At 66.5% G+C, this 18614-nt stretch carries 22 protein-coding genes; 14 read left to right on the top strand and 8 right to left on the bottom strand.

Annotated features, from left to right (window positions below):
* Positions 1–9: 9 nt before the first annotated feature.
* From ACP7BH_RS06370 to ACP7BH_RS06360, 3 genes are all read left to right on the top strand, one after another.
* Positions 10–366 carry a hypothetical protein gene (locus ACP7BH_RS06370; protein ID WP_425982882.1) on the top strand — a complete coding sequence of 119 codons (357 nt, stop codon included), beginning with the start codon at positions 10–12 and terminating at the stop codon, positions 364–366.
* Positions 367–679: 313 nt separating this feature from the next.
* The gene (locus ACP7BH_RS06365) at positions 680–1534 is read left to right on the top strand and encodes a hypothetical protein (RefSeq protein ID WP_425982884.1); all 855 of its coding nucleotides are present in this window, start codon (positions 680–682) and stop codon (positions 1532–1534) included.
* Between the two features lie 420 nt (positions 1535–1954).
* A complete protein-coding gene (locus tag ACP7BH_RS06360) occupies positions 1955–2509 on the top strand; it encodes a hypothetical protein (RefSeq protein WP_425982886.1) in 555 nt (184 codons plus the stop codon).
* Here ACP7BH_RS06360 and ACP7BH_RS06355 read toward each other — a convergent pair.
* The 4 genes from ACP7BH_RS06355 to ACP7BH_RS06340 form a co-directional block, all read right to left on the bottom strand.
* On the bottom strand, positions 2506–2814 hold the full coding sequence (locus tag ACP7BH_RS06355) for a hypothetical protein (RefSeq protein WP_425982888.1): 309 nt from the start codon (positions 2812–2814) through the stop codon (positions 2506–2508). The genes ACP7BH_RS06360 and ACP7BH_RS06355 overlap by 4 nt on opposite strands.
* A 1-nt stretch (position 2815) precedes the next feature.
* The gene (gene tgt / locus ACP7BH_RS06350) at positions 2816–3925 is read right to left on the bottom strand and encodes a tRNA guanosine(34) transglycosylase Tgt (RefSeq protein WP_425982890.1); all 1110 of its coding nucleotides are present in this window, start codon (positions 3923–3925) and stop codon (positions 2816–2818) included.
* A complete protein-coding gene (locus tag ACP7BH_RS06345; RefSeq protein ID WP_425982892.1) occupies positions 3925–4410 on the bottom strand; it encodes a hypothetical protein in 486 nt (161 codons plus the stop codon). The genes tgt and ACP7BH_RS06345 overlap by 1 nt, the downstream gene beginning before the upstream one ends.
* A gap of 76 nt (positions 4411–4486) precedes the next feature.
* Positions 4487–5245 carry a tRNA1(Val) (adenine(37)-N6)-methyltransferase gene (locus ACP7BH_RS06340; protein ID WP_425982894.1) on the bottom strand — a complete coding sequence of 253 codons (759 nt, stop codon included), beginning with the start codon at positions 5243–5245 and terminating at the stop codon, positions 4487–4489.
* 122 nt (positions 5246–5367) lie between these two features.
* Here ACP7BH_RS06340 and ACP7BH_RS06335 point away from each other — a divergent pair, with 122 nt between their 5' ends.
* Both ACP7BH_RS06335 and ACP7BH_RS06330 read left to right on the top strand, forming a co-directional pair.
* Positions 5368–6384: a polyprenyl synthetase family protein gene (locus ACP7BH_RS06335; RefSeq protein ID WP_425982896.1), complete on the top strand. Its 1017-nt coding sequence runs from the start codon at positions 5368–5370 to the stop codon at positions 6382–6384.
* Entirely contained in the window at positions 6381–7016 is a 636-nt protein-coding gene (locus ACP7BH_RS06330; RefSeq protein WP_425982898.1) for a squalene/phytoene synthase family protein, read from the top strand. Before ACP7BH_RS06335 ends, ACP7BH_RS06330 begins: the two co-directional genes overlap by 4 nt.
* 1 nt (position 7017) lies before the next feature.
* Here ACP7BH_RS06330 and ACP7BH_RS06325 read toward each other — a convergent pair whose 3' ends face one another.
* On the bottom strand, positions 7018–7509 hold the full coding sequence (locus tag ACP7BH_RS06325; protein WP_425982900.1) for a MarR family winged helix-turn-helix transcriptional regulator: 492 nt from the start codon (positions 7507–7509) through the stop codon (positions 7018–7020).
* A 66-nt stretch (positions 7510–7575) separates the two neighbouring features.
* Here ACP7BH_RS06325 and ACP7BH_RS06320 point away from each other — a divergent pair, with 66 nt between their 5' ends.
* Together ACP7BH_RS06320 and ACP7BH_RS06315 are read left to right on the top strand one after the other, a co-directional pair.
* Positions 7576–8781, top strand: coding sequence for an MFS transporter (locus tag ACP7BH_RS06320; protein WP_425982902.1), 1206 nt, complete (start codon positions 7576–7578; stop codon positions 8779–8781).
* Positions 8782–8854: 73 nt separating this feature from the next.
* Positions 8855–9163: a hypothetical protein gene (locus tag ACP7BH_RS06315; RefSeq protein ID WP_425982904.1), complete on the top strand. Its 309-nt coding sequence runs from the start codon at positions 8855–8857 to the stop codon at positions 9161–9163.
* Here the strand turns inward: ACP7BH_RS06315 and trmFO are convergent.
* On the bottom strand, positions 9153–10553 hold the full coding sequence (trmFO, locus tag ACP7BH_RS06310; protein WP_425982905.1) for a methylenetetrahydrofolate--tRNA-(uracil(54)-C(5))-methyltransferase (FADH(2)-oxidizing) TrmFO: 1401 nt from the start codon (positions 10551–10553) through the stop codon (positions 9153–9155). The genes ACP7BH_RS06315 and trmFO overlap by 11 nt on opposite strands.
* Before the next feature lie 76 nt (positions 10554–10629).
* On the opposite strand from trmFO, the gene ACP7BH_RS06305 reads away from it, so the two are divergent.
* Together ACP7BH_RS06305 and ACP7BH_RS06300 are read left to right on the top strand one after the other, a co-directional pair.
* Positions 10630–11403: a hypothetical protein gene (locus tag ACP7BH_RS06305; RefSeq protein ID WP_425982907.1), complete on the top strand. Its 774-nt coding sequence runs from the start codon at positions 10630–10632 to the stop codon at positions 11401–11403.
* A gap of 77 nt (positions 11404–11480) precedes the next feature.
* Positions 11481–12008, top strand: coding sequence for a hypothetical protein (locus tag ACP7BH_RS06300; RefSeq protein ID WP_425982909.1), 528 nt, complete (start codon positions 11481–11483; stop codon positions 12006–12008).
* A gap of 27 nt (positions 12009–12035) precedes the next feature.
* On the opposite strand, the gene ACP7BH_RS06295 is transcribed toward ACP7BH_RS06300, so the two are convergent.
* Both ACP7BH_RS06295 and ACP7BH_RS06290 read right to left on the bottom strand, forming a co-directional pair.
* Entirely contained in the window at positions 12036–12692 is a 657-nt protein-coding gene (locus tag ACP7BH_RS06295; protein WP_425982911.1) for a 3-oxoacid CoA-transferase subunit B, read from the bottom strand.
* Positions 12692–13396 (bottom strand): CoA transferase subunit A, encoded by a 705-nt coding sequence (locus ACP7BH_RS06290; protein WP_271164096.1) that lies wholly within the window; start codon positions 13394–13396, stop codon positions 12692–12694. The genes ACP7BH_RS06295 and ACP7BH_RS06290 overlap by 1 nt, the downstream gene beginning before the upstream one ends.
* A gap of 333 nt (positions 13397–13729) precedes the next feature.
* On the opposite strand from ACP7BH_RS06290, the gene ACP7BH_RS06285 reads away from it, so the two are divergent.
* From ACP7BH_RS06285 to ACP7BH_RS06265, 5 genes are all read left to right on the top strand, one after another.
* Complete coding sequence (locus ACP7BH_RS06285) at positions 13730–14758, top strand: SAM-dependent methyltransferase (RefSeq protein WP_425982913.1); 1029 nt, start codon at positions 13730–13732, stop codon at positions 14756–14758.
* A 21-nt stretch (positions 14759–14779) separates the two neighbouring features.
* A complete protein-coding gene (locus ACP7BH_RS06280; RefSeq protein ID WP_135193167.1) occupies positions 14780–15193 on the top strand; it encodes a DUF2177 family protein in 414 nt (137 codons plus the stop codon).
* A 101-nt stretch (positions 15194–15294) separates the two neighbouring features.
* Positions 15295–16548: an oligosaccharide flippase family protein gene (locus tag ACP7BH_RS06275; RefSeq protein ID WP_425982915.1), complete on the top strand. Its 1254-nt coding sequence runs from the start codon at positions 15295–15297 to the stop codon at positions 16546–16548.
* Positions 16532–17680: a UDP-galactopyranose mutase gene (gene glf / locus ACP7BH_RS06270; protein WP_425982917.1), complete on the top strand. Its 1149-nt coding sequence runs from the start codon at positions 16532–16534 to the stop codon at positions 17678–17680. Before ACP7BH_RS06275 ends, glf begins: the two co-directional genes overlap by 17 nt.
* Entirely contained in the window at positions 17677–18591 is a 915-nt protein-coding gene (locus tag ACP7BH_RS06265) for a glycosyltransferase family 2 protein (RefSeq protein ID WP_425982919.1), read from the top strand. Before glf ends, ACP7BH_RS06265 begins: the two co-directional genes overlap by 4 nt.
* Positions 18592–18614: the final 23 nt, after the last annotated feature.

Genomic DNA, 18614 nt, shown 5'->3' with positions numbered 1-18614 from the left:
GGCGATGACATGAACAGGGACAACTGGACGCCGGAGCGCCTGACGCCGCGCGACGTGGTGGTGGATCGACAGGTCGTCGTCACCGCCAACTGTTCAGGCTGTCGCTACATGGTGGAGATGAACGTCTGGACCATCGGCGCACGGATGGCCGACGATCCGTTTCAGATCATGCGCTTTCGATGCCGCCGCTGCGGCGCCTTCGCCACATCGCTGGAGATCGGTCGGCGCAACATGGCTCAGGGCGAGAAGCTGTTCACCATCCCGCTCAAGCCCCGGTTCTGGGACGATGGCCACGACGCCAACCAGCGCGCCGCCCTGGCGCGCCTCGACGGGCGATCCAGAAAGCAGACCTTGAATAGAGACTGATTCGGTCCGCATGGTTGCAACTCAGAGGAGACTGCAATGCGTATCAAGGTTTTGATCCCAAACGATGACGGCAGCGACGGCAGCTCTTTGACGCTTCAAGAGGTCGATCAGGCGCCAAAGGTCGGGGACATCCTGCTTTACGAGGGCGGGTGGGCTCGACTGATGACCTTCGTGATCGAAGGTGGCGAGGACCCCGACGGTGCGGCTTTCTTCTGTCGGGCGGCGCCCGGGAATGGGACCGTCATCAAAGGCCGAAACGTCGTCTTCTAAGTCACAACGATGCCGGCAAGTGTTCGAGGTTTAGGCAATCAGAATGACTGACCGCAAAAGACAGAAAGTGATCTTGAACAACGTCCACATGGTCGGTGGCGCTGGGCTAATTCGATCTAACACACCCGTCGATATTGAGATGCGCAACGTCTCTACTCGCGGCGTGACAAAACCCTTTGATCTCGCTCACGGTTCGAACGTCACAACGACCGATGTGCGCATTCACGATGATCCGCGATATGCCCCAGGCTCGCGATCCGCATACTCGCGCCCTCTGACCGGCCCTGCACTTCCAATATTTTGTCCGTCTTGCAAGCGCATATCGCCATCGGTGAATTTCACTTTCAGCGGCGGCTACTTCAGAAATTGGGGCGCCACTGAGCAGTGCCCGCGATGCTGGAGCGAGGGCGCAATCCTAGCGGAAGGTCTTTTCGACCTAACAGGCGCCGCCCTGCGTATCGTATCCGCGCCGGATTTTACGCATGCGATGCACGCAGCTCTATCGGGCATTTTAGAAGGTGTGCGGGCGGGAGATCTGTCTGCCGAACAAGCCGTTGAAGCCGCGGAGAAACTCAGTCCCGCTCTCGCGAGTGTGATGAAGGCTTTTCGAGCGAGCTTCAATACGGCGACGTTCATCATAGCGGTGATCGGGACGTACTACGCACAAGCCAGTTATCAACTCTCGAAAGAACAGACCGAAATCGCCAGAGAAAGCCTAAGTATCGACAAGGCTGCGACTGAGCCGACTTTTGAAGACAAGGTTCGCGTGCAAAGCATCTTGCGTTCGGTGCTGCTGGAAAATGCACTTTTGCAGAAGAAGCTAGAAGAGATTGAGGCCAGCCAAGCTAGAGCGCCAGAACAAAAGACAGACCCAAAACCCAGTGATCGCGCCAACTAGAAAACGGCGGCGAGCCACCTCTGCCGCCATCAGGGCCAACAGTTTCTTTCGATCCTCACTTGAGAGCATCAGCCGCACGCCTCGCCCGTATGGAACTGGATCAGGCGGCTGACCTGGTCGAACAGGTCGCCCCGGCTCTTGGCCAGGCGGTGGATGCCGGCGCGTCAGTCGGCCGGGATCGAGGCCCGGCCGTCGGTCGGCAAGCCGGAGACGGCGACGGGACAGCGCAGCAGCTCGGCCGCCGGCGTCTCGCGTACCTTGCGCGCCACGACCTCGGGCTCCTTGGAACGCTGTCTTCACTTCCAAGCCCGAGCCGAGGATGAGAACGACTTCGAACGGCCGACCATGGAAGAAATCTTCGTCCGCGTCAGCTCCGGCCACGCTTTGATTGAAGAACGCGGCATGATCTAAGCCCGGCCCATGAAGCGTTTCTTCCTGCCCGCCCTCCTTTCGCTCGCGCTGACGGGTTGCAATGCGGGCCGCTCCGCCATGGGCGGCGCCGAGCAGGTCGGGGCCGGGTTTGCGGCGGCGGCGACGGCGCCGCTGGAAGATTTCAACCTGCGCCGACAGATCATCCCGACGGTGCTGTTGCAGGCGCAAGCCAACCCCTACGATCTGCGCAACCTGAACCAATGCACGACCATCGGCGCCGAAGTGGCGCGGCTGAACGAGGCGCTGGGGCCGGACACGGACGAGCCGCCGCGTCAGGACGGTTCGTTTCTGAGCGAACGCGCCGCCGATGCGGCGGCCAAGGCGGCGCTGAACGCTATCCGCGACACCACGACCGACTTCATCCCCGGCCGAAGCTGGATACGCCGCCTGAGCGGCGCCGAGCAGCACAGCAAGCATGTCCAGTCCGCCATCCAGTCCGGCCGGATGCGACGCGCCTTCCTGAAGGGCATGGGGATGCAGAGAAACTGCGCCCCGCCGGCGGCCCCTAGCTGGTTCCGGCCGACGGAACGGCCACAGCGTTAACGGCGTCCGCCGGGGCGAGGCTTGTCGCGACGGTCGCCCCTGATCTGGACCGTCCCGTCCTTGGCGAAGGCCTCGAATGACCGCTTTTCGATGTTGCGGAACTCGCCGGTCCGGTCCCAGTCCCAGTCGAACGAGATGCGCTCGCCCTTGTGCGCGAACTTGCCGGACCAGTGGGCGAAGAACGAATATTTGTCGCCGCCGATGATGATGACGTGGCGGTGCAGGGCCGTCTCGTTCCCCGCGTCGCGGGGCGGCTCTTCCAGATAGGTGTTGTAGGCGTGGAAGCCTGACTTCTCGATGCGCATGTCAGTTCGACGTGTGACGGGCGTGGAAGTCGCGGCGGAAAGCTTCGAACCGGCCTTCCGAAATCGCGGCGCGCATGGCCGCCGTCAGGGCCTGGTAGAAGGCGATGTTGTGCCAGCTGAGCAGGACTTTGCCGAGGATTTCGTCGGCGCGGATCAGGTGGTGCAGATAGGCCTTTGAATATTGCGATGACGGCCCGTCGATGGCGGGGTCCAGCGGGTCCTGGTCTTCGGCGAAGCGGGCGTTCTTCAGGTTCAGCGGGCCGTCCCAGGTCCAGGCCTGGCCGTGGCGGCCGGCGCGGGTGGGCAGGACGCAGTCGAACATGTCGACGCCGCGATAGACCGCCTCGACCAGGTCGATCGGCTTGCCCACCCCCATCAGATAGCGCGGCCGGTCGGCGGGCAGCATCTCGGGCGCATAGTCCAGCACCCGGCACATGGCGTCGTGGCCTTCGCCCACGGCCAGGCCGCCGATGGCGTAGCCGTCGAAGCCGATCTCCTGAAGCTGGTCCGACGACTGGCGGCGCAGGTCCTCATAGGTCGAGCCCTGCTGGATGCCGAACAGGGCCTGGTTTTCACGCGCGCCGAACCGGGCCTTGGAGCGGGCGCCCCAGCGGATCGACAGTTCCATGGCTTTCTGGGCTGCGGTGCGTTCCGCCGGCCAGGAGACGCATTGGTCCAGTTGCATCGAGATGTCGGCGCCGATCCGGTCGGCCTGAATCTCGATCGAGCGTTCGGGCGTCAGGACGTGTTTGGAGCCGTCGATGTGGGAGGAGAAGGTCACGGCCTCCTCCTTCACCTTCGAAATCCCGGCCAGGGACATGACCTGGAAGCCGCCGCTGTCGGTCAGGATCGGCTTGTCCCAGCCCATGAATTTGTGGAGGCCGCCCAGACGCTCCATCCGCTCGGGACCGGGGCGCAGCATCAGGTGATAGGTGTTGCCCAGGAGGATGTCGGCGCCGGTCGCCTTGACCTGGTCCACCGTCATCGCCTTGACCGTCGCCGCCGTGCCCACAGGCATGAAGGCGGGGGTGCGGATGTCGCCGCGCGCGGTCTTCAGCACGCCGGTGCGGGCGCGGCCTTCGGTGGCGGAGATATCGAAAGCGAAGGGCATCAGGCGATCAGTCGTTCAAGCTGCTCGACCCGCGCCAGATCCTTGGGGCGGCCGAACAGGCGGTAAAGGGCGATGTGGTCCCGGATGTCGGGCACGAACAGGGGCGTGTCTTCGACGTAGATTAGGCGACGCGAGGCGAAGGCGACCCGGGTCCAGTCGGCGCCGTCGCGGGTCTCCAGATCGGCCATGACCTCGACCAGGATCGGCTGGTCAGGCGCACGACCGAAGACGGCCGAGCGGAACAGGCCTTCGCCCGGATCGGCGATCACGTCGCCGCCCAGTTCCGCCAGCAGCGTGCGCGCGTCGCGCGGCGCACACAGCACGTCGATGTCGGGCACATGCAGGTCTGTCAGACCATACAGCGCCATGGCCGCGCCGCCGAAAATCCACCACGGCTCGCGCAGATCGCGCGCGGCCTCGCCGACGGAGATCAGGCCATCTTCGAGATCTCGGGGCAGATCATGCGGAAGGTCGTCGGTTGACACGGAGCGCGCTCGTTTTCGTCAGGAGGCGGCATTTAGGCGTTCCGGCGGCGATTGACCACCCGAGCGCCGCGCCGGATCACCAGTCCAGCGCCGCCTCGCCGCGCAGGATGGCCTCGGCCTGATCGGTGTGCTTGGCGCCATCGCGGTCGTGCAGGACCAACGTCGGCAGCAGTCGCAGCGGCGCCCGCCCGGTCTTGATGGCGTGGACCAGCACACGTTTGGCCGGCTCGTCGGCGAAAGAGTGGACGGGCCGTATGGCGAAGGAACCGGCCTTTTCTCCCAACAGCGCCAACAGGTCCGCCAGCCGATCCGCCCTGTGGATCACGACGATCCGCCCGCCTTCCTTGACCGCCTTCAGCAGGAAGTCGGTCCAGGCCTTCAGCCCGTCGTCGGCCATCCAGGCCCCGCGCTTGCCCTCGGCCGGCGCGCGCATAGCCCCTGCGTCGTCGAAAAAGGGCGGATTGGACACGGCCCAGTCGCCAGGTTCGACCGCCAGCGTCCTGAAGCCCGCCGCCACGTCGCCCTGTCGAATCGCGGTGGTCGCGGCGACGCCGTTCAGGGCCGCGTTCTCCACCGCCAGAGCCGCCATCGCGGGATCGCGCTCCAGCCCCGTCAGCACGACCCCCGGCCGTCGTGCCGCGATCTGCATCAGGACGGCGCCCGCGCCGCATCCTGCCTCGATCACGCTCTGGCCCGCTTCAGCCGGGACCGCCGCCGCCAGCAGGGCCGCATCCATCCCGGCGCGATAGCCGCGCGCGGGTTGACGCAGGCGCACCCGGCCGTTCAACAGGCCGTTCTCGACGATTTCCGTCGGCAGCGTTTCGACCGCGTCCAAGCCTCAATCTCCTTGACCCTCAAGGGGTCGAACATCATTGTGCGCCGCAACTCGCGGGGGCAAGCCGGCCCGGCCGCAAAATCCTTCGACGCGGTCCGCCGCGCCAGTGAAAGAGTATCCGTTTGGACGTCGCCATCGCCGCCGCTCCCCGCCCGAAGGGGGACGTCAACGCCCTTGTCCGGCTGGCTGAGATCGACATGGCGGCCGTCGACGCCCTGATCCTGGACCGGATGCAGTCGGACGTGCCGATCATCCCCAAACTGGCGGAGCATCTGGTGTCGGCGGGCGGCAAGCGCCTGCGCCCGCTGATGACCGTCGCCGCCGCCCGCGCTGTGGGCGCCCAGGGTGACATCGACGCGCCGCTGAAGCTGGCCGCCGCGGTCGAGTTCATCCACACCGCAACCCTGCTGCATGACGACATCGTCGATGCGTCCGAGCTGCGTCGCGGCAAGGTCGCGGCCCACCTGATCTGGGGCGCGCCCACCAGCGTCCTGGTCGGCGACTTCCTGTTCGCCCGCGCATTCGAACTGATGGTCGAGACCGATTCGATGCGCGCCCTGGGCATTCTGGCCGAGGCGTCGCGCGTGATCTCCGAGGGCGAGGTGCTGCAACTGACCCGCGCCCACGACCTGAACCTGGATCAGGCCACCTATCTGCAGATCATTTCGGCCAAGACGGCCGAACTGTTCGCCGCCGCCGCCGAGGCGGGTGCGGTGGGCGCCGGCGCCGATCTGGCCGCGACCAAGGCTCTGCGTGCCTACGGCATGGCCCTGGGCATCGCTTTCCAGCTGGCCGACGACGCCCTGGATTACGGCGCGACGGCAGAGGCTCTGGGCAAGAACGCCGGCGACGACTTCAACGAGGGCAAGGCGACCCTGCCGCTGTTGCTGGCCGTCTCCCGCACCAAGGGCCGCGAAGAAGCCTTCTGGGAGCGCACCGTGACCAAGGGCGAGCGCACGCCCGAAGACTTCACCCGCGCCCGCGAACTGATCATCGGTTCGGGCGCCATCGGCGCGACCTTGGACCTGGCCGGCGACTATGCCGATCAGGCCAAGGCGGCCCTGTCGGTGTTGCCGTCCAGCGACTGGCGCACGGCGTTGGAAGACCTCGCCGATTTCGCGGTGTCGCGCGCAGCTTGACCGAGGCTGCGGATACCCTCAACCAACAGGTCCGCACCGCCGACCTCGACCGCTGGCTGTCCAGCCGCCTGGTTTCGGACGAACGCGCCCGCGCCGACCTGATCGCGCTCTACGCCTTCGAGGCCGAGCTGATGACCATCCCCACGCGCGTGACCCAGCCCCTGCTGGCCGAGATGCGCTACACTTGGTGGGCGGAACAGATGGACGGCGTTTTCGCCGGTGTGCCGCGCAAGGGCCATCCGGTGCTGGAGGCCCTGACCGATCTCGTCGCCCGCCACGGCCTGAACCGCGCCCCGTTCGACGCCCTGATCGAGGCCCATATCGGCCGCGTGCGCGAAGAGCCGCACGACCTAGACGCCTTCTACGTCGGGCCGATGCAGGTTGGGGTTCTGATCCTGGCAGGCGAGGGCCATGACACGGTCGTCGCCGACGCAGGCCGTGTCTGGGGACTGGCTCAGACCGGCCGAGCAGAAGAGGCGGCGGCCCTGCGATCCGCCGCCAACACCGCGCTGAAGCGTCTGCCGCCTGTCGGTTTCCCCGCCGTCGCCCACGCCGCTCTGGCCGACCCGAACCGGCCCGAACCGTTGAAGCGGCTGCGCCTGCTGTGGGCCGTGCTGCGCGGCCGCATCTGACCTAGCCGTTCAGGCCGGCGATCAGGCGCGCCAACAGGGCGTTCAGCGTCTTCTGCTCCTCAGGCGACAGGCCGGCCAGCGCCTCTCGCGACGTGTCCTGATGGCTGGGCATGATCGAATCGATCAGGTCGAACCCCTTGTCGGTCAGGCGAACCAGGGTGGCCCGACGGTCGCTCGGGTGGGGCCGGCGCTCGACCAGACCCGCCTTTTCCAGCCGGTCGATGCGGGCGGTCATGCCGCCGGACGACATCATCGCCGCCTCGAACAGCGCCGTCGGCGTCAGCCCGTCTCGCTCGCTTGAGCGACGCAGCGTCGCCAGCACGTCGAACTCGCCATGCTGCAGGCCATAGCGTGCGAACAGCGGCGTCTGGCGCTCGCGGATCACCAGTTGCGACGCCTCGTTCAGGCGGCCCAGAACCTCCATCGGCAGCATGTCCAGATCGGGGCGTTGCACGGCCCATTGGGCCGCGGCGCGAGAGGCTCTGTCGGGCATGGTTATCTTGACATCGAGATACTTGAGGTCGAGAGACTAGCGCGATTTTCAGTCGGAGTCCTCATCATGACCGCACGATCTGACGCCGCGTCGACGCGTGGCGCGGCGCTGCTGTTGCTGGCGGCCATCGTCGCCCTGGCGCTGAACCTGCGTCCGGCGATGGCGGCGGTCGGGCCGCTACTGGACCTGATCGAAGGCGCGACGGGCATGGGCTCGACCGCCGCCAGCCTGCTGACCACCCTGCCGGTTCTGATGATCGGTCTCGGCGCCCTGTCGATCCGGCCGTTGCGTCGGCGGTTGGGCGAGCGGCGCGGGGTCTTGCTGGGCGCGCTGCTGATCGGCGGGGCCTGCCTGGTGCGGGCGGTGCTGAGCGATACGGCGGGCCTGATCGCCAGCGCGGCAGTCGTCGGGGTCGGCGTGGCCCTGATCCAGGCCTTGGCGCCGGTCGTCATCAAGCGGACCTTTCCAACCCGGTTCGGCACGGTCATGGCGCTCTACACCACCGGCATCATGGGCGGTGCGGCCATCGCGGCGGCGACGGCGGCGGGCCTGGCCGAGGCGGTCGGCTGGGCCGGAGCCCTGGCGCTGTGGAGCGTGCCGGCCTTCGTCGCCGCGATCATCTGGCTGGCGGCGTCACGCGATCCGGCGGCTGAAGAGCCGAACCGCGCCGCCGTGGTCGAGGCGACGGACCCGGAACTTCCCTTCTGGCGTCAGGGCCGGGCCTGGCGTCTGATCCTGATCATGGGGCTGGGCACGTCGGCCTATACGCTGGTGCTGGCCTGGCTGCCGCCCTTCTATATCGATCTGGGCCAGCCGAGGGCGACGGCAGGCTATCTGCTCAGCGGTATGACCGGCGCCGAGGTCATGGCGGGGCTGCTGGTGTCGATGACCATCGGGCGGTTCCCGGATCGGCGCGGACCGATCCTGACGGCGCTGGTGTTGGCCCTGCTTGGTCTGGCCGGACTGGTGTTTGCGCCGGTCAGCCTGGCGGTGCCGGTAGTGCTGGTCCTCGGCCTGGGGATCGGCGCCGTCTTTCCGCTCAGCCTGATCCTGGCGATGGATCAGATCGACGACCCTGCGCGGTCCGGCGACCTGCTCGCCTTCGTCCAGGGCGGCGGCTACATCATCGCCAGCCTGTCGCCGCTGGGCGCCGGCCTGCTGCGCGATCACATGGCCGACCTGACCCAAGCCTGGGTGCTGATGGGCGTCGGCGTGATTCTGCTGGGCGTGATGACGCTGGGGTTCCGGCCGGGCCTGCCCAAGCTGCGCTGAAGGACTTGTTCGCGCTGAGAGAGCGTGAATAGTGGGCTGCGGCACCTCGAACCTATCGGACCGGCATTTGGCAATGACGCGTTATTCTCGGGATGACTGGCGAAATCCGGCCCTTGTCATTCTCGCCGTTGCGACGCTCTTCGGACTCTTTGGAACATACGTCGCGTCGCTTGCCGTGCTTTTCGCATTGGACGATTTCGAAAAAGGCGAGAGGTTCGGCTCGGCTCTCGCTTTTATGATTTTCTACGTTTCCCTATTGGTCTGTCCGCTGACAGGCTGGGCGATCTTTGTCTTCAGACGTTATCGCGTCGCCATAATGATCGCCAGCCCGCCACTACTGCTGGTGATCATTTCAGCAGTGGTCAAGATCCTTAGCGAGTAGCCGCCGTGTCGCGCCAGGCCTTGAGGCTTTCCATCGCCCGGATGCTCATCAGACGCTTCTTGGCTCGGCCCCGTTCCTTGAGCGGGATCTTGACGCCGGCCTCGTCCACCTTGGGCGCCTCAAGCGGCGGCAGCAGGCCATAGTTGATGTTCATTGGCTGGAACTTCGAGCCTTCCAGATGCCCGCCGGTGATGTGTTCGACCAGGGCGCCCATGGCGGTTTCGGGCGGCGGCGGCGACAGGTCGTGACCGAGCGCCTGAGCGGCGGCGAGGCGGCCGGTCAACAGGCCCATGGCGGCGCTTTCGACATAGCCTTCCACGCCCGTCACCTGACCGGCGAAGCGCAGGCGCGGCATGGCCTTGAGGCGCAACTGACGGTCCAGCAGTTGCGGGCTGTTCAGATAGGTGTTGCGGTGCAGGCCGCCCAGACGCGCGAACTGGGCGTTCTGCAAGCCTGGGATCATGCGGAAAGTCTCGGCCTGCGCCCCATGCTTCAGCTTGGTCTGGAAGCCGACCATGTTGAACAGTGTGCCCAGCGCATTGTCCTGACGCAGTTGCACGATGGCGTAGGCCTTGACCAGCGGATCGCGCGGGTTGGTCAGGCCGACGGGCTTCATCGGTCCGTGGCGTAGGGTCTCGCGGCCGCGTTCGGCCATGACCTCGATGGGCAGGCAGCCGTCGAAATAGGGGACGTGCTCCCAGTCCTTGAACTCGGCCTTGGGCCCGTTCACCAGGGCGTCGATGAAGGCCTCGTACTGCGCCTTGTTCATCGGACAGTTGACGTAGGCGGCGGCGTCTCCGCCGGGGCCTTCCTTGTCATAGCGCGACTGACGCCAGGCGATGTCGAAGTCGATCGAGTCAGCGTGTACGATGGGGGCGATGGCGTCGAAGAAGCTGAGGCTCTCCTCGCCGGTCGCCTTCAGGATGGCCTCGGCCAGGGCGGGCGAGGTCAGGGGGCCGGTGGCGACGATGACGTTGTCCCAGTCTTCCGGCGGCAGGCCGGCGATCTCTTCGCGGACGATGGTGATCAGGGGATGGGCCGACAGCTTTGCGGTCACGGCCTGTGAGAAGGCGTTGCGGTCCACGGCCAGGGCGCCGCCGGCTGGCACCTGATTGATGTCGCCGCAGGCCATGATGATCGAATCGAGGGCGCGCATCTCGGCATGCAGCAGGCCCACGGCGTTGTGCTCCCAGTCGTCCGAGCGGAACGAGTTGGAGCAGACTAGCTCGGCTAAGCCATCGGTGTGGTGGGCGTCGGTCTTGACGCCGGGCACGCCGCGCATCTCGTGCAGGATGACGGGCACGCCGGCGTTGGCGATCTGCCAGGCGGCTTCGGAGCCGGCTAAGCCGCCGCCGATGACGTGAATGGGGGAAGAGGAGGAAGCGATCATCGCGGCCTTCTAGCGGGCGGGTGGCGCGGTGTCATGGTCCCCTGCTATATCCGCCGCCGGTAATCGGGGGCGAGATTTGAACGGGCATCGGGTTCTGCGACTGGGCGAGACGTTGCGGGCGACAATCGATGCCCTGCCTCGCCTGTGGCGCGGGGCCTGGGGCGCGATCCTGCTGGCGGTTGTGGTCTGGGGCGCCAAGGCCTGGGTGGTCGGCGCGGCCGGAATGATCTGGGCGGCGGTCGGCCTAGTCGCGACACTGGTGTTGGCCGGGGCGCTCGGCCGGATCGCCATCACGGAGGACTTGCCGCAGGCGCGGCGGCTGGGCCTGGGGCCAGCGGGGCTTCAGTTCGGCCGGCCGGAGCTGCGCCTGCTGGGCGCCGGCCTGTTGTGTGCGGTCTTCCTGGCCATGATCCTGTCGGTGGTCGCCCTGGTGCTGCTGGCCCTGTTCGGCATGGCCGAGCTGAACGCCCGGGCCATCGAGCTGCGCCAGTGGAGTGCGGTGGGTCCGGTCTGGAAACTGGCCTTGCTGGCGCTGGTGACGGCCTTCGCCCTGTTCGCCGTCGTCGCCTTTAGCGTGCGGCTGTCCCTGTTCGCGCCGGCGACGATCGGGCGCCGCCATATGGTGTCGCTGCAAAGCATGAGCATCGCGCGCGGCGCCTTCTGGCCCCTGCTAGTCGGCCTGATCGTGACGGCGGCGCCCAAGATCGGCCTGGTGCTGCTGTGGGGCGCGGGACTGCTGTCGGGGACGGCGGGCTGGATCGTGTTCGCCGTCGTGCTAACGGGCCTTCAGGCGCCGCTGACGATGGCCTTCGTCGGCGCGGCCTATCGGCCGCTCGACGCACAGGGTTAGGCCGCAGTATTGGACGAGGGCGGCCCTTGACGGATCAGTCGGGGTAAGAGCTATTCGGCGCGCAACCGGAGATCATCATGCTGTTGGCAGCCTTAATGGCAGGGGTTCTGATGCAGGACGCACAGCCCCCGCATCCACCGACCCCTCAGCAGTTTGCGGGCCGACGGTCCAGCTTCGTACAGGGCACGCTGAACGTCGCCGCAGGCGAACGGGCGACCCTGCGTCGGAACGCGAATGGCACCTACGACCTCGTGAAGGTCGACCGCATCGAGGTCCGCGACGTCCTGCCGCCTGCGGAGGGTTCGCGCGGCCCGCTGAATGAGGCCGAGCCTGGAACGATCAGGTTCGGACTGCATGCCCGACAGGATGTCGGCTCGTTGCTCAAGGTGGAGAACAGCCAGGGCGAGGGGCTGAAATATGCAGGTTTCATCGTGAGGTATGTGGGCGGCCAGGCGCGAGGCCCGGCCGCCACCTCGGTTTGCACGGTCCCCTCGGGCATGGCGAACTTCGAGCATTGGAACGAGCCCGTCATTCAGATCGTGGTCGGCGGTCTGGAGACTTCTGATGACGCCGTGCCGACGTGCCCCCCTCACGTCGAGGGTTGATCAGGCACGTCGCCAGGGTCGCAAAGGTCAGGCCGCCTTGAGGCCGCCTGCTATCGTATAGGCGGCCTCGGTCTTGGCGGCGACCTCGTCCAGGGTGACGCCGTCGGCGAGTTCGATCAGCTCCAGCCCCGCGCCGTCAGGCTTGACGTCGAAGGTGGCCAGGTCGGTGATGATGCGGCTGACCACGCCCGTGCCGGTCAGGGGCAGGGTGCAGGATTTCAACACCTTGGACTGACCATGCTTGTTGGCGTGTTCCATGACCACGACCACGCGCTTCACGCCCGCAACCAGATCCATGGCGCCGCCCATGCCCTTCACCAGCTTGCCGGGGATCATCCAGTTGGCGATATCGCCGTTCTGGGCCACCTCCATGGCGCCCAGGATGGACAGGTTGATATGGCCGCCGCGGATCATGGCGAAGCTGTCGGCGCTGCTGAAGTAGGAGGACTCGGGGATCTCGGTGATCGTCTGTTTGCCGGCGTTGATCAGGTCGGGATCCTCGTCGCCCTCATAGGGGAAGGGGCCCATGCCCAGCATGCCGTTCTCGGACTGGAGGGTCACGGTCATGCCGGCGGGGATGTAGTTGGCGACCAGGGTCGGGATGCCGATGCCCAGGTTCACGTAGAAGCCGTCTTGCAGCTCCTGAGCGGCGCGCTCGGCCAGTTGTTCGCGAGTACGAGCCATTATGCGGTCTCCCGGCTGCGGACGGTGCGCTGCTCAATGCGCTTCTCGGACACCGTCTGGACCAGGCGATCGACATAGACGCCGGGCGTGTGGATGTGGTCGGGGTCCAGCGAGCCGACGGGGACGATCTCCTCGACCTCGACGACGGTGACCTTGCCGGCGGTGGCCATCATCGGGTTGAAGTTGCGGGCGGTCTTGCGGAAGACGAGGTTGCCGCGTTCGTCGGCCTTCCAGGCCTTGACGATGGACAGGTCGGCGATCAGGCCGGTCTCCATGACGTAGTCGCGGCCGTTGAAGTTGCGGACCTCCTTGCCCTCGGCGACCAGAGTGCCGACGCCGGTGGCGGTGAAGAAGGCGGGGATGCCGGCGCCGCCCGCGCGGATGCGCTCGGCCAGGGTGCCCTGGGGATTGAACTCAAGCTCCAGCTCGCCGGCCAGATACTGGCGCTCGAACTCCTTGTTCTCGCCGACGTAGGAGGAGATCATCTTGGCGATCTGGCGGGTGCCGAGCAGCTGGCCCAGGCCGAAGCCGTCGACGCCGGCGTTGTTGGAGATGACCGTCAGGCCCTTGACGCCGCTGTCGCGCAGGGCGGCGATCAGGTTCTCGGGGATGCCGCACAGGCCGAAGCCGCCGGACATGACCGTCATGCCGTCGAAGGTCAGCCCCTCCAGCGCGGACGTGACGTCAGCGTAGATCTTTCCCATCGCTCTCCCTTTTTCATTGCCTGATGAATATCGGCGCTTTGACCACGCCTAACGCGGGGGCAGGCGGGGGGCAAGTCGCAGCGTCGATCCGACGTGGGGATTTCAGACGGTCGACGCAAAAAACAGAGTCTAATTCGTCTAATTGGTCTGAAACGACGCCGACCCGGCTTCGAAAAACAGGGTGCAAAGTGTGTACTTCGTCTGAAATCGTGCAGGCTCGGACCTTATGTCGGCATCGTCGGCGCGTCGTTCAAGGGCGGATGCATCCGCCGGAGGCGGGGCGGCGTATTCCATGACACCTGCACGCTGCGCCTGATCGCCAAGGACGTTTTCATGAACCTGACCAATGTCGCCATTCGCCAGCTTCAGGACGCGCCGTTTCCGGATTTCGTGACGCGGCCGGCGATCGACAGCCTGGTGACGGAGGCGCGCAAGCGGCTGGATCGCGACGGCCCCCACGACGAGGCGGCGTTCGCGCACGAGATGGCCCAGCGCGCCATCGCCGAACACACCGATGCGGCGAACCAGCAGCACTACGAACTGCCGCCCGAGTTCTTCCAGCTTTGTCTGGGCAAGCGGTTGAAATACTCGTGCTGCCTCTATCCCACCGGGCGCGAGACGCTGGACCAGGCGGAGGAGGCGGCGCTGGCCGAGACCTGCGCCCATGCCGAACTGATGGACGGGCAGACGATCCTGGAGATGGGCTGCGGCTGGGGCTCGCTCTCGCTGTGGATGGCCGAGACCTATCCCAATTCGAAGATCACGGCGGTGTCCAACAGCCATGGGCAGCGCGGCCATATCGAGGCCCAGGCGGCGCAGCGCGGCTTGACCAACCTGACCGTCATCACGCGCGACATGAACGCCTTCGAGACCGAGCAACGCTTCGACCGCATCGTCTCGGTCGAGATGTTCGAGCATATGGCCAACTGGCGCGCCCTGCTGACCAAGGCGCGGGGGTGGCTGAAGGCCGATGGGCGGATGTTCATCCACGTCTTCACGCACCGCGACGCCCCTTACCGGTTCGACCATACCGACAGCGGCGACTTCATCGCTCAGCATTTCTTCACAGGCGGGGTGATGCCCAGCCATGGTTTGATCCGGCAGTTCCCCGACCTGTTCGCGGTCGAGCAGGAATGGACCTGGAACGGCGGCCACTACGCCAGGACTGCGAACGACTGGCTGGCGAACATGGACCGGAACGCCGATCGGGTCGCGGTGTTGATGCGCGAGACCTATGGCGACGACGCCAAACTGTGGACCCGACGCTGGCGGCGTTTCTACCTGGCGACGGCCGGTCTGTTCGGCAACGACGAGGGCCGCACCTGGCGGGTCAGCCACTATCGCCTGAAACCGGCCGCCTGAAACCCAAATGAGGACACGAGCATGATCAAATATGTCGCTGCATACCTCGGGGCGGGCCTGACGTTCGCCGCCATCGATTTCGTCTGGCTGACGACCATGACCGACCGGCTCTACAAGCCGGTGCTGGGGCCGATCATGGCGGACAAGCCGGACATGAAGGCGGCGGTGGCCTTTTACCTGATCTCCATCGCGGGAACGGTCTTCCTGGCCATCGCTCCGGCCCTGAAGGAAGGGAACTGGACGCGGGCGGCGATCAACGGGGCGGTCCTGGGCTTCGTCGCCTACGCCACCTACGACCTGACCAATCAGGCGACGCTGGCGGTGTGGCAGACCAAGTTGACGATCATCGACCTGATCTGGGGCACGACCCTGACCATGGTCTCGGCGACGGGCGGCTATTTCGCCGCGCGCTGGGCCGAGGGCCGTTTCGGCTGAACAGGGCGTCCGACACCAAGCTTGCGAACATGGTTATGCGTGTCTAAACATCACCCCTGAGTTGAGCGCGGGGGCGGCAGTTGGGAGAAGGCGGTCACCGATTGCTGTCTGCGCGTGGCGTGGCCGACGTCGGCTGGCTGTATGGCGCCCATGTCGCCCGGTATGTTTCGCCCCTGTTGCTCTATCCGGTCCTGACGCGACGGCTGGGGCTGGACGGGTTCGGGATCTATGCGGCGGGGATCGCGCTGGCTTTGATCGTCGCGGTGGTCGTCGACTACGGGCTTTCGATATCGGGTCCACGCGACATCGCCGGGACGGTCGAGGGGCGGGGCGCCATCGTTGGTCAGGCGCTGGCGATGCGCAGCGTGCTCGCGGCCCCGGCCGTCGTGGTCGGCGTCGGTCTGGCGATGATCAATCCCGTTCTGGATGGCGCGGGCTTCGTCGCAGCGATGGCGATCCTGCTGGGCGTAGGCCAGGGCGCCAGTCTGTTGTGGTTCTTTCAGGGAATTCGCGATCCGGCCCCGGCGGCGATGCTGGAGGTCGGGTTCGCCTTGGCGGCGACGGTCGCAGTGCTGGCATGGCCATCCTTGTCCGTCGGCGGGGTGATGGCGGTTCAGGCGGCGGGCGTCTGGGCCGGGCTGGCAGCAGGCGCCGTGTTGCTGTTCCGGCGTCATGGGGTAACGGCGCCGGGGCGCGGGTTCGTGCGTCGGGCGCTGGTCGAGGGCGCGCCTCTGTTCGCCAGCCGGGCGGCAGTCGTCGCCTATACGGGAGCGGGGGTTCTGATGGTCGCGGCCCTGACCGGGCCTGTGCAGGCGGCGCTTTACGGCGTGGCGGACCGGCTGGTTTCGGCGTCGGGATCGTTGATGCGCCCGCTGGCTGGACTGATCGCGCCCCGGATCGCCGGTCTGCTGTTGGAGGATGCGGGGGCGGCCTTTCGCACGGCGCGCTGGGTGTTGGGGCTGTCGGCAGCGGGGTTCATTGTCTTGGCGGCGGGTCTGACACTGGCGGCGCCGGTGCTGTTGCGGCTGCTGTTCGGCGAGGGGTTCGCGCCGGCGGTCGAGGTGATGAGGTTGTTGGCCTGGGTTCTGCCGTTGGTGGCGATCAGCCAGGTGCTGGGGCTTCAGCTGATGACGCCGCTGCGCATGGATCGATGGTTCTCCCTGATCGTCGGGGTGGGATGCGTTGCGACTCTGGTGCCGGCGGTTCTGCTGGCGCCCATGTATGGCGCCACAGGTATGGCGTGGGCGCGGATCGTCGGCGAGACGGCGGTGGTGGTCGCCTGCCTGATCTGCCTGAAGGCGCATTGGGGCGCGCTGTTTCAGACCCGCAGGAGGCGTAATGTCCCGGCGGTATGACTGGCTGATCGTCGGGGCGGGCTTCACCGGCGCGGTGGTCGCCGAGCGGCTGGCGCGCGGGCTGGACCAGACCGTGCTGCTGATCGACCGGCGCGATCATGTCGGCGGCAATGCGCACGACCGACGCGACGAGGGCGGGCGGCTGATCCACCCCTATGGACCGCATGTGTTTCACACCAACAGCGCGCGGATCTTCGACTATCTGAGCCAGTTCACGGTGTGGCGCCCCTATTTCCATCGGGTCCGGGGGCATGTGGACGGACGGCTGGTTCCCGTGCCGTTCAATCTGGATTCGATGCGGCTGCTGTTTCCCGAACGGATGGCGGAACGGCTGTCGGACACCTTGGTCCAGCGGTTCGGGTTTGGCGCGCGGCCCAGCATCCATGACCTGAGACAGGCGGCGGACGATGCGGACCTTACGTTCCTGTCGGACTATGTGTTCGACAAGCTGTTCGCCAACTACACCGCCAAACAGTGGGGCGTGGCCGCCGATGCCTTGGACGCGTCGGTCCTGGCGCGCGTGCCGATCGCGATCAGTCGGGACGACCGATATTTCACCGACCGTTATCAGGCCATGCCGCGCGACGGTTACGGGGCCTTGTTCGAGCGGCTGCTGGATCATCCCAACATCCATGTGTCGCTGAACACGGACATGGATCAGGTCGAGGCGCAGACGTGGGACCGCATGGTCTATAGCGGCGCGCTGGACGACTATTTCGGGCGGTCGGCGGGGGCTTTGCCGTATCGCAGCGTGCGGTTTGAGCATCAGGTCGTGGAGGTCGAGGAAGGCCTGCCGGTCGGGACCGTCAACTATCCCAACGAATTCGACTTCACGCGGATCACCGATTTTCGCCATTTGACCGGCGAGCGGGGCGCGACGACGGCGACCGTGACCGAATATCCGGTCGCGCATGAGGTCGGGGTGAACCAACCCTATTATCCGGTCCTGTCAGAGGCCTCTCGCGGGTTGGCGGCGCAGTATCGGGCGATGGCGGCGACGCTGGCGGGCAAGGTCTGGTTCGCAGGACGGCTGGCGGATTTTCAGTATTACAATATGGACCAGGCGGTGGGGCGGGCGCTGAGCCTGGTCGAGAAGTCGCTGGCGCCGGCCATCGCCAGGATGGCGGCGTGACGGGTTCGGTCTGGGCCGTCGTGGTGACGTGGAACCGGCGTGAACTGCTGGAACGCTGTCTGGCGCATCTGATCGCCCAGACGCGTCAATGCGACGGCGTGGTGGTGGTCGACAACGCCAGCGACGACGGCACGGCCGAGATGCTGGCCGACGCCTGGGCTGGAAAGGCGCTGGTGGTGCGGATGCCGGTCAACACCGGCGGGGCGGGCGGGTTCAATGCCGGAATCCGTGCGGCGGTCGAGGCCGGGGCGGACCGGGTCTGGCTGATGGACGACGACGTGCTGGCCGCGCCCGATGCGCTGGAGGCACTGTTACGCGCGGAGACGATGCTGGAAGGCGAGGGCGTGACGCCGGCCTTTCTGTGTTCCAGCGTGCGCTCGCCGCAGGGGCATCTGACCAATACGCCGGAGATCGACCGACGGCGGAATGTGCTTTGCTATCCCGAATGGGGTGAGCGGCTTGAGCAGGGTTTGATCCCGGTGCGGCAGGCGACCTTCGTGTCGATGATGGTCGGCCGGGTGGCGGTGATGCGGCACGGCCTGCCGCTGGCGCCCATGTTCATCTGGGGCGACGATACCGAATATACGCTGCGGCTGTCGCGCGACGGGCCGGGTTATCTGGTCGCCGCCAGCCGCGTGGTGCACGTGCGCGCGGCGCCGGGGCATCTGACCATCGAGACCGAGGCCGATCCGGGGCGCGAGCGGCTGCATCGCTATCTGACCCGAAACGTCATCCTGGCCAAGCGGCGGCATGAGGGCCGGGCGTCGGCTCTTCGCTATGTCGCGTCGCGTTTGCGGATCGCCGGACGGCTGGCGTTGCAGGGGCGGTGGCGCAAGGCCGGGGTGCTGATGGCGGGGGTCGTGGACGGGGCGCGGTTCGATCCGAAGGTCGAGCATTGCACGCCGTCGTGAGCGGCCGACGAGGGGCGACGCTA

The organism is Brevundimonas sp. TWP2-1, from assembly GCF_049897645.1.
In the GTDB taxonomy this organism is placed as follows: Bacteria; Pseudomonadota; Alphaproteobacteria; order Caulobacterales; family Caulobacteraceae; genus Brevundimonas.
Note: the sequence above shows the minus strand (reverse complement) of the source record. Positions and strands in the feature narration are given on the sequence as shown.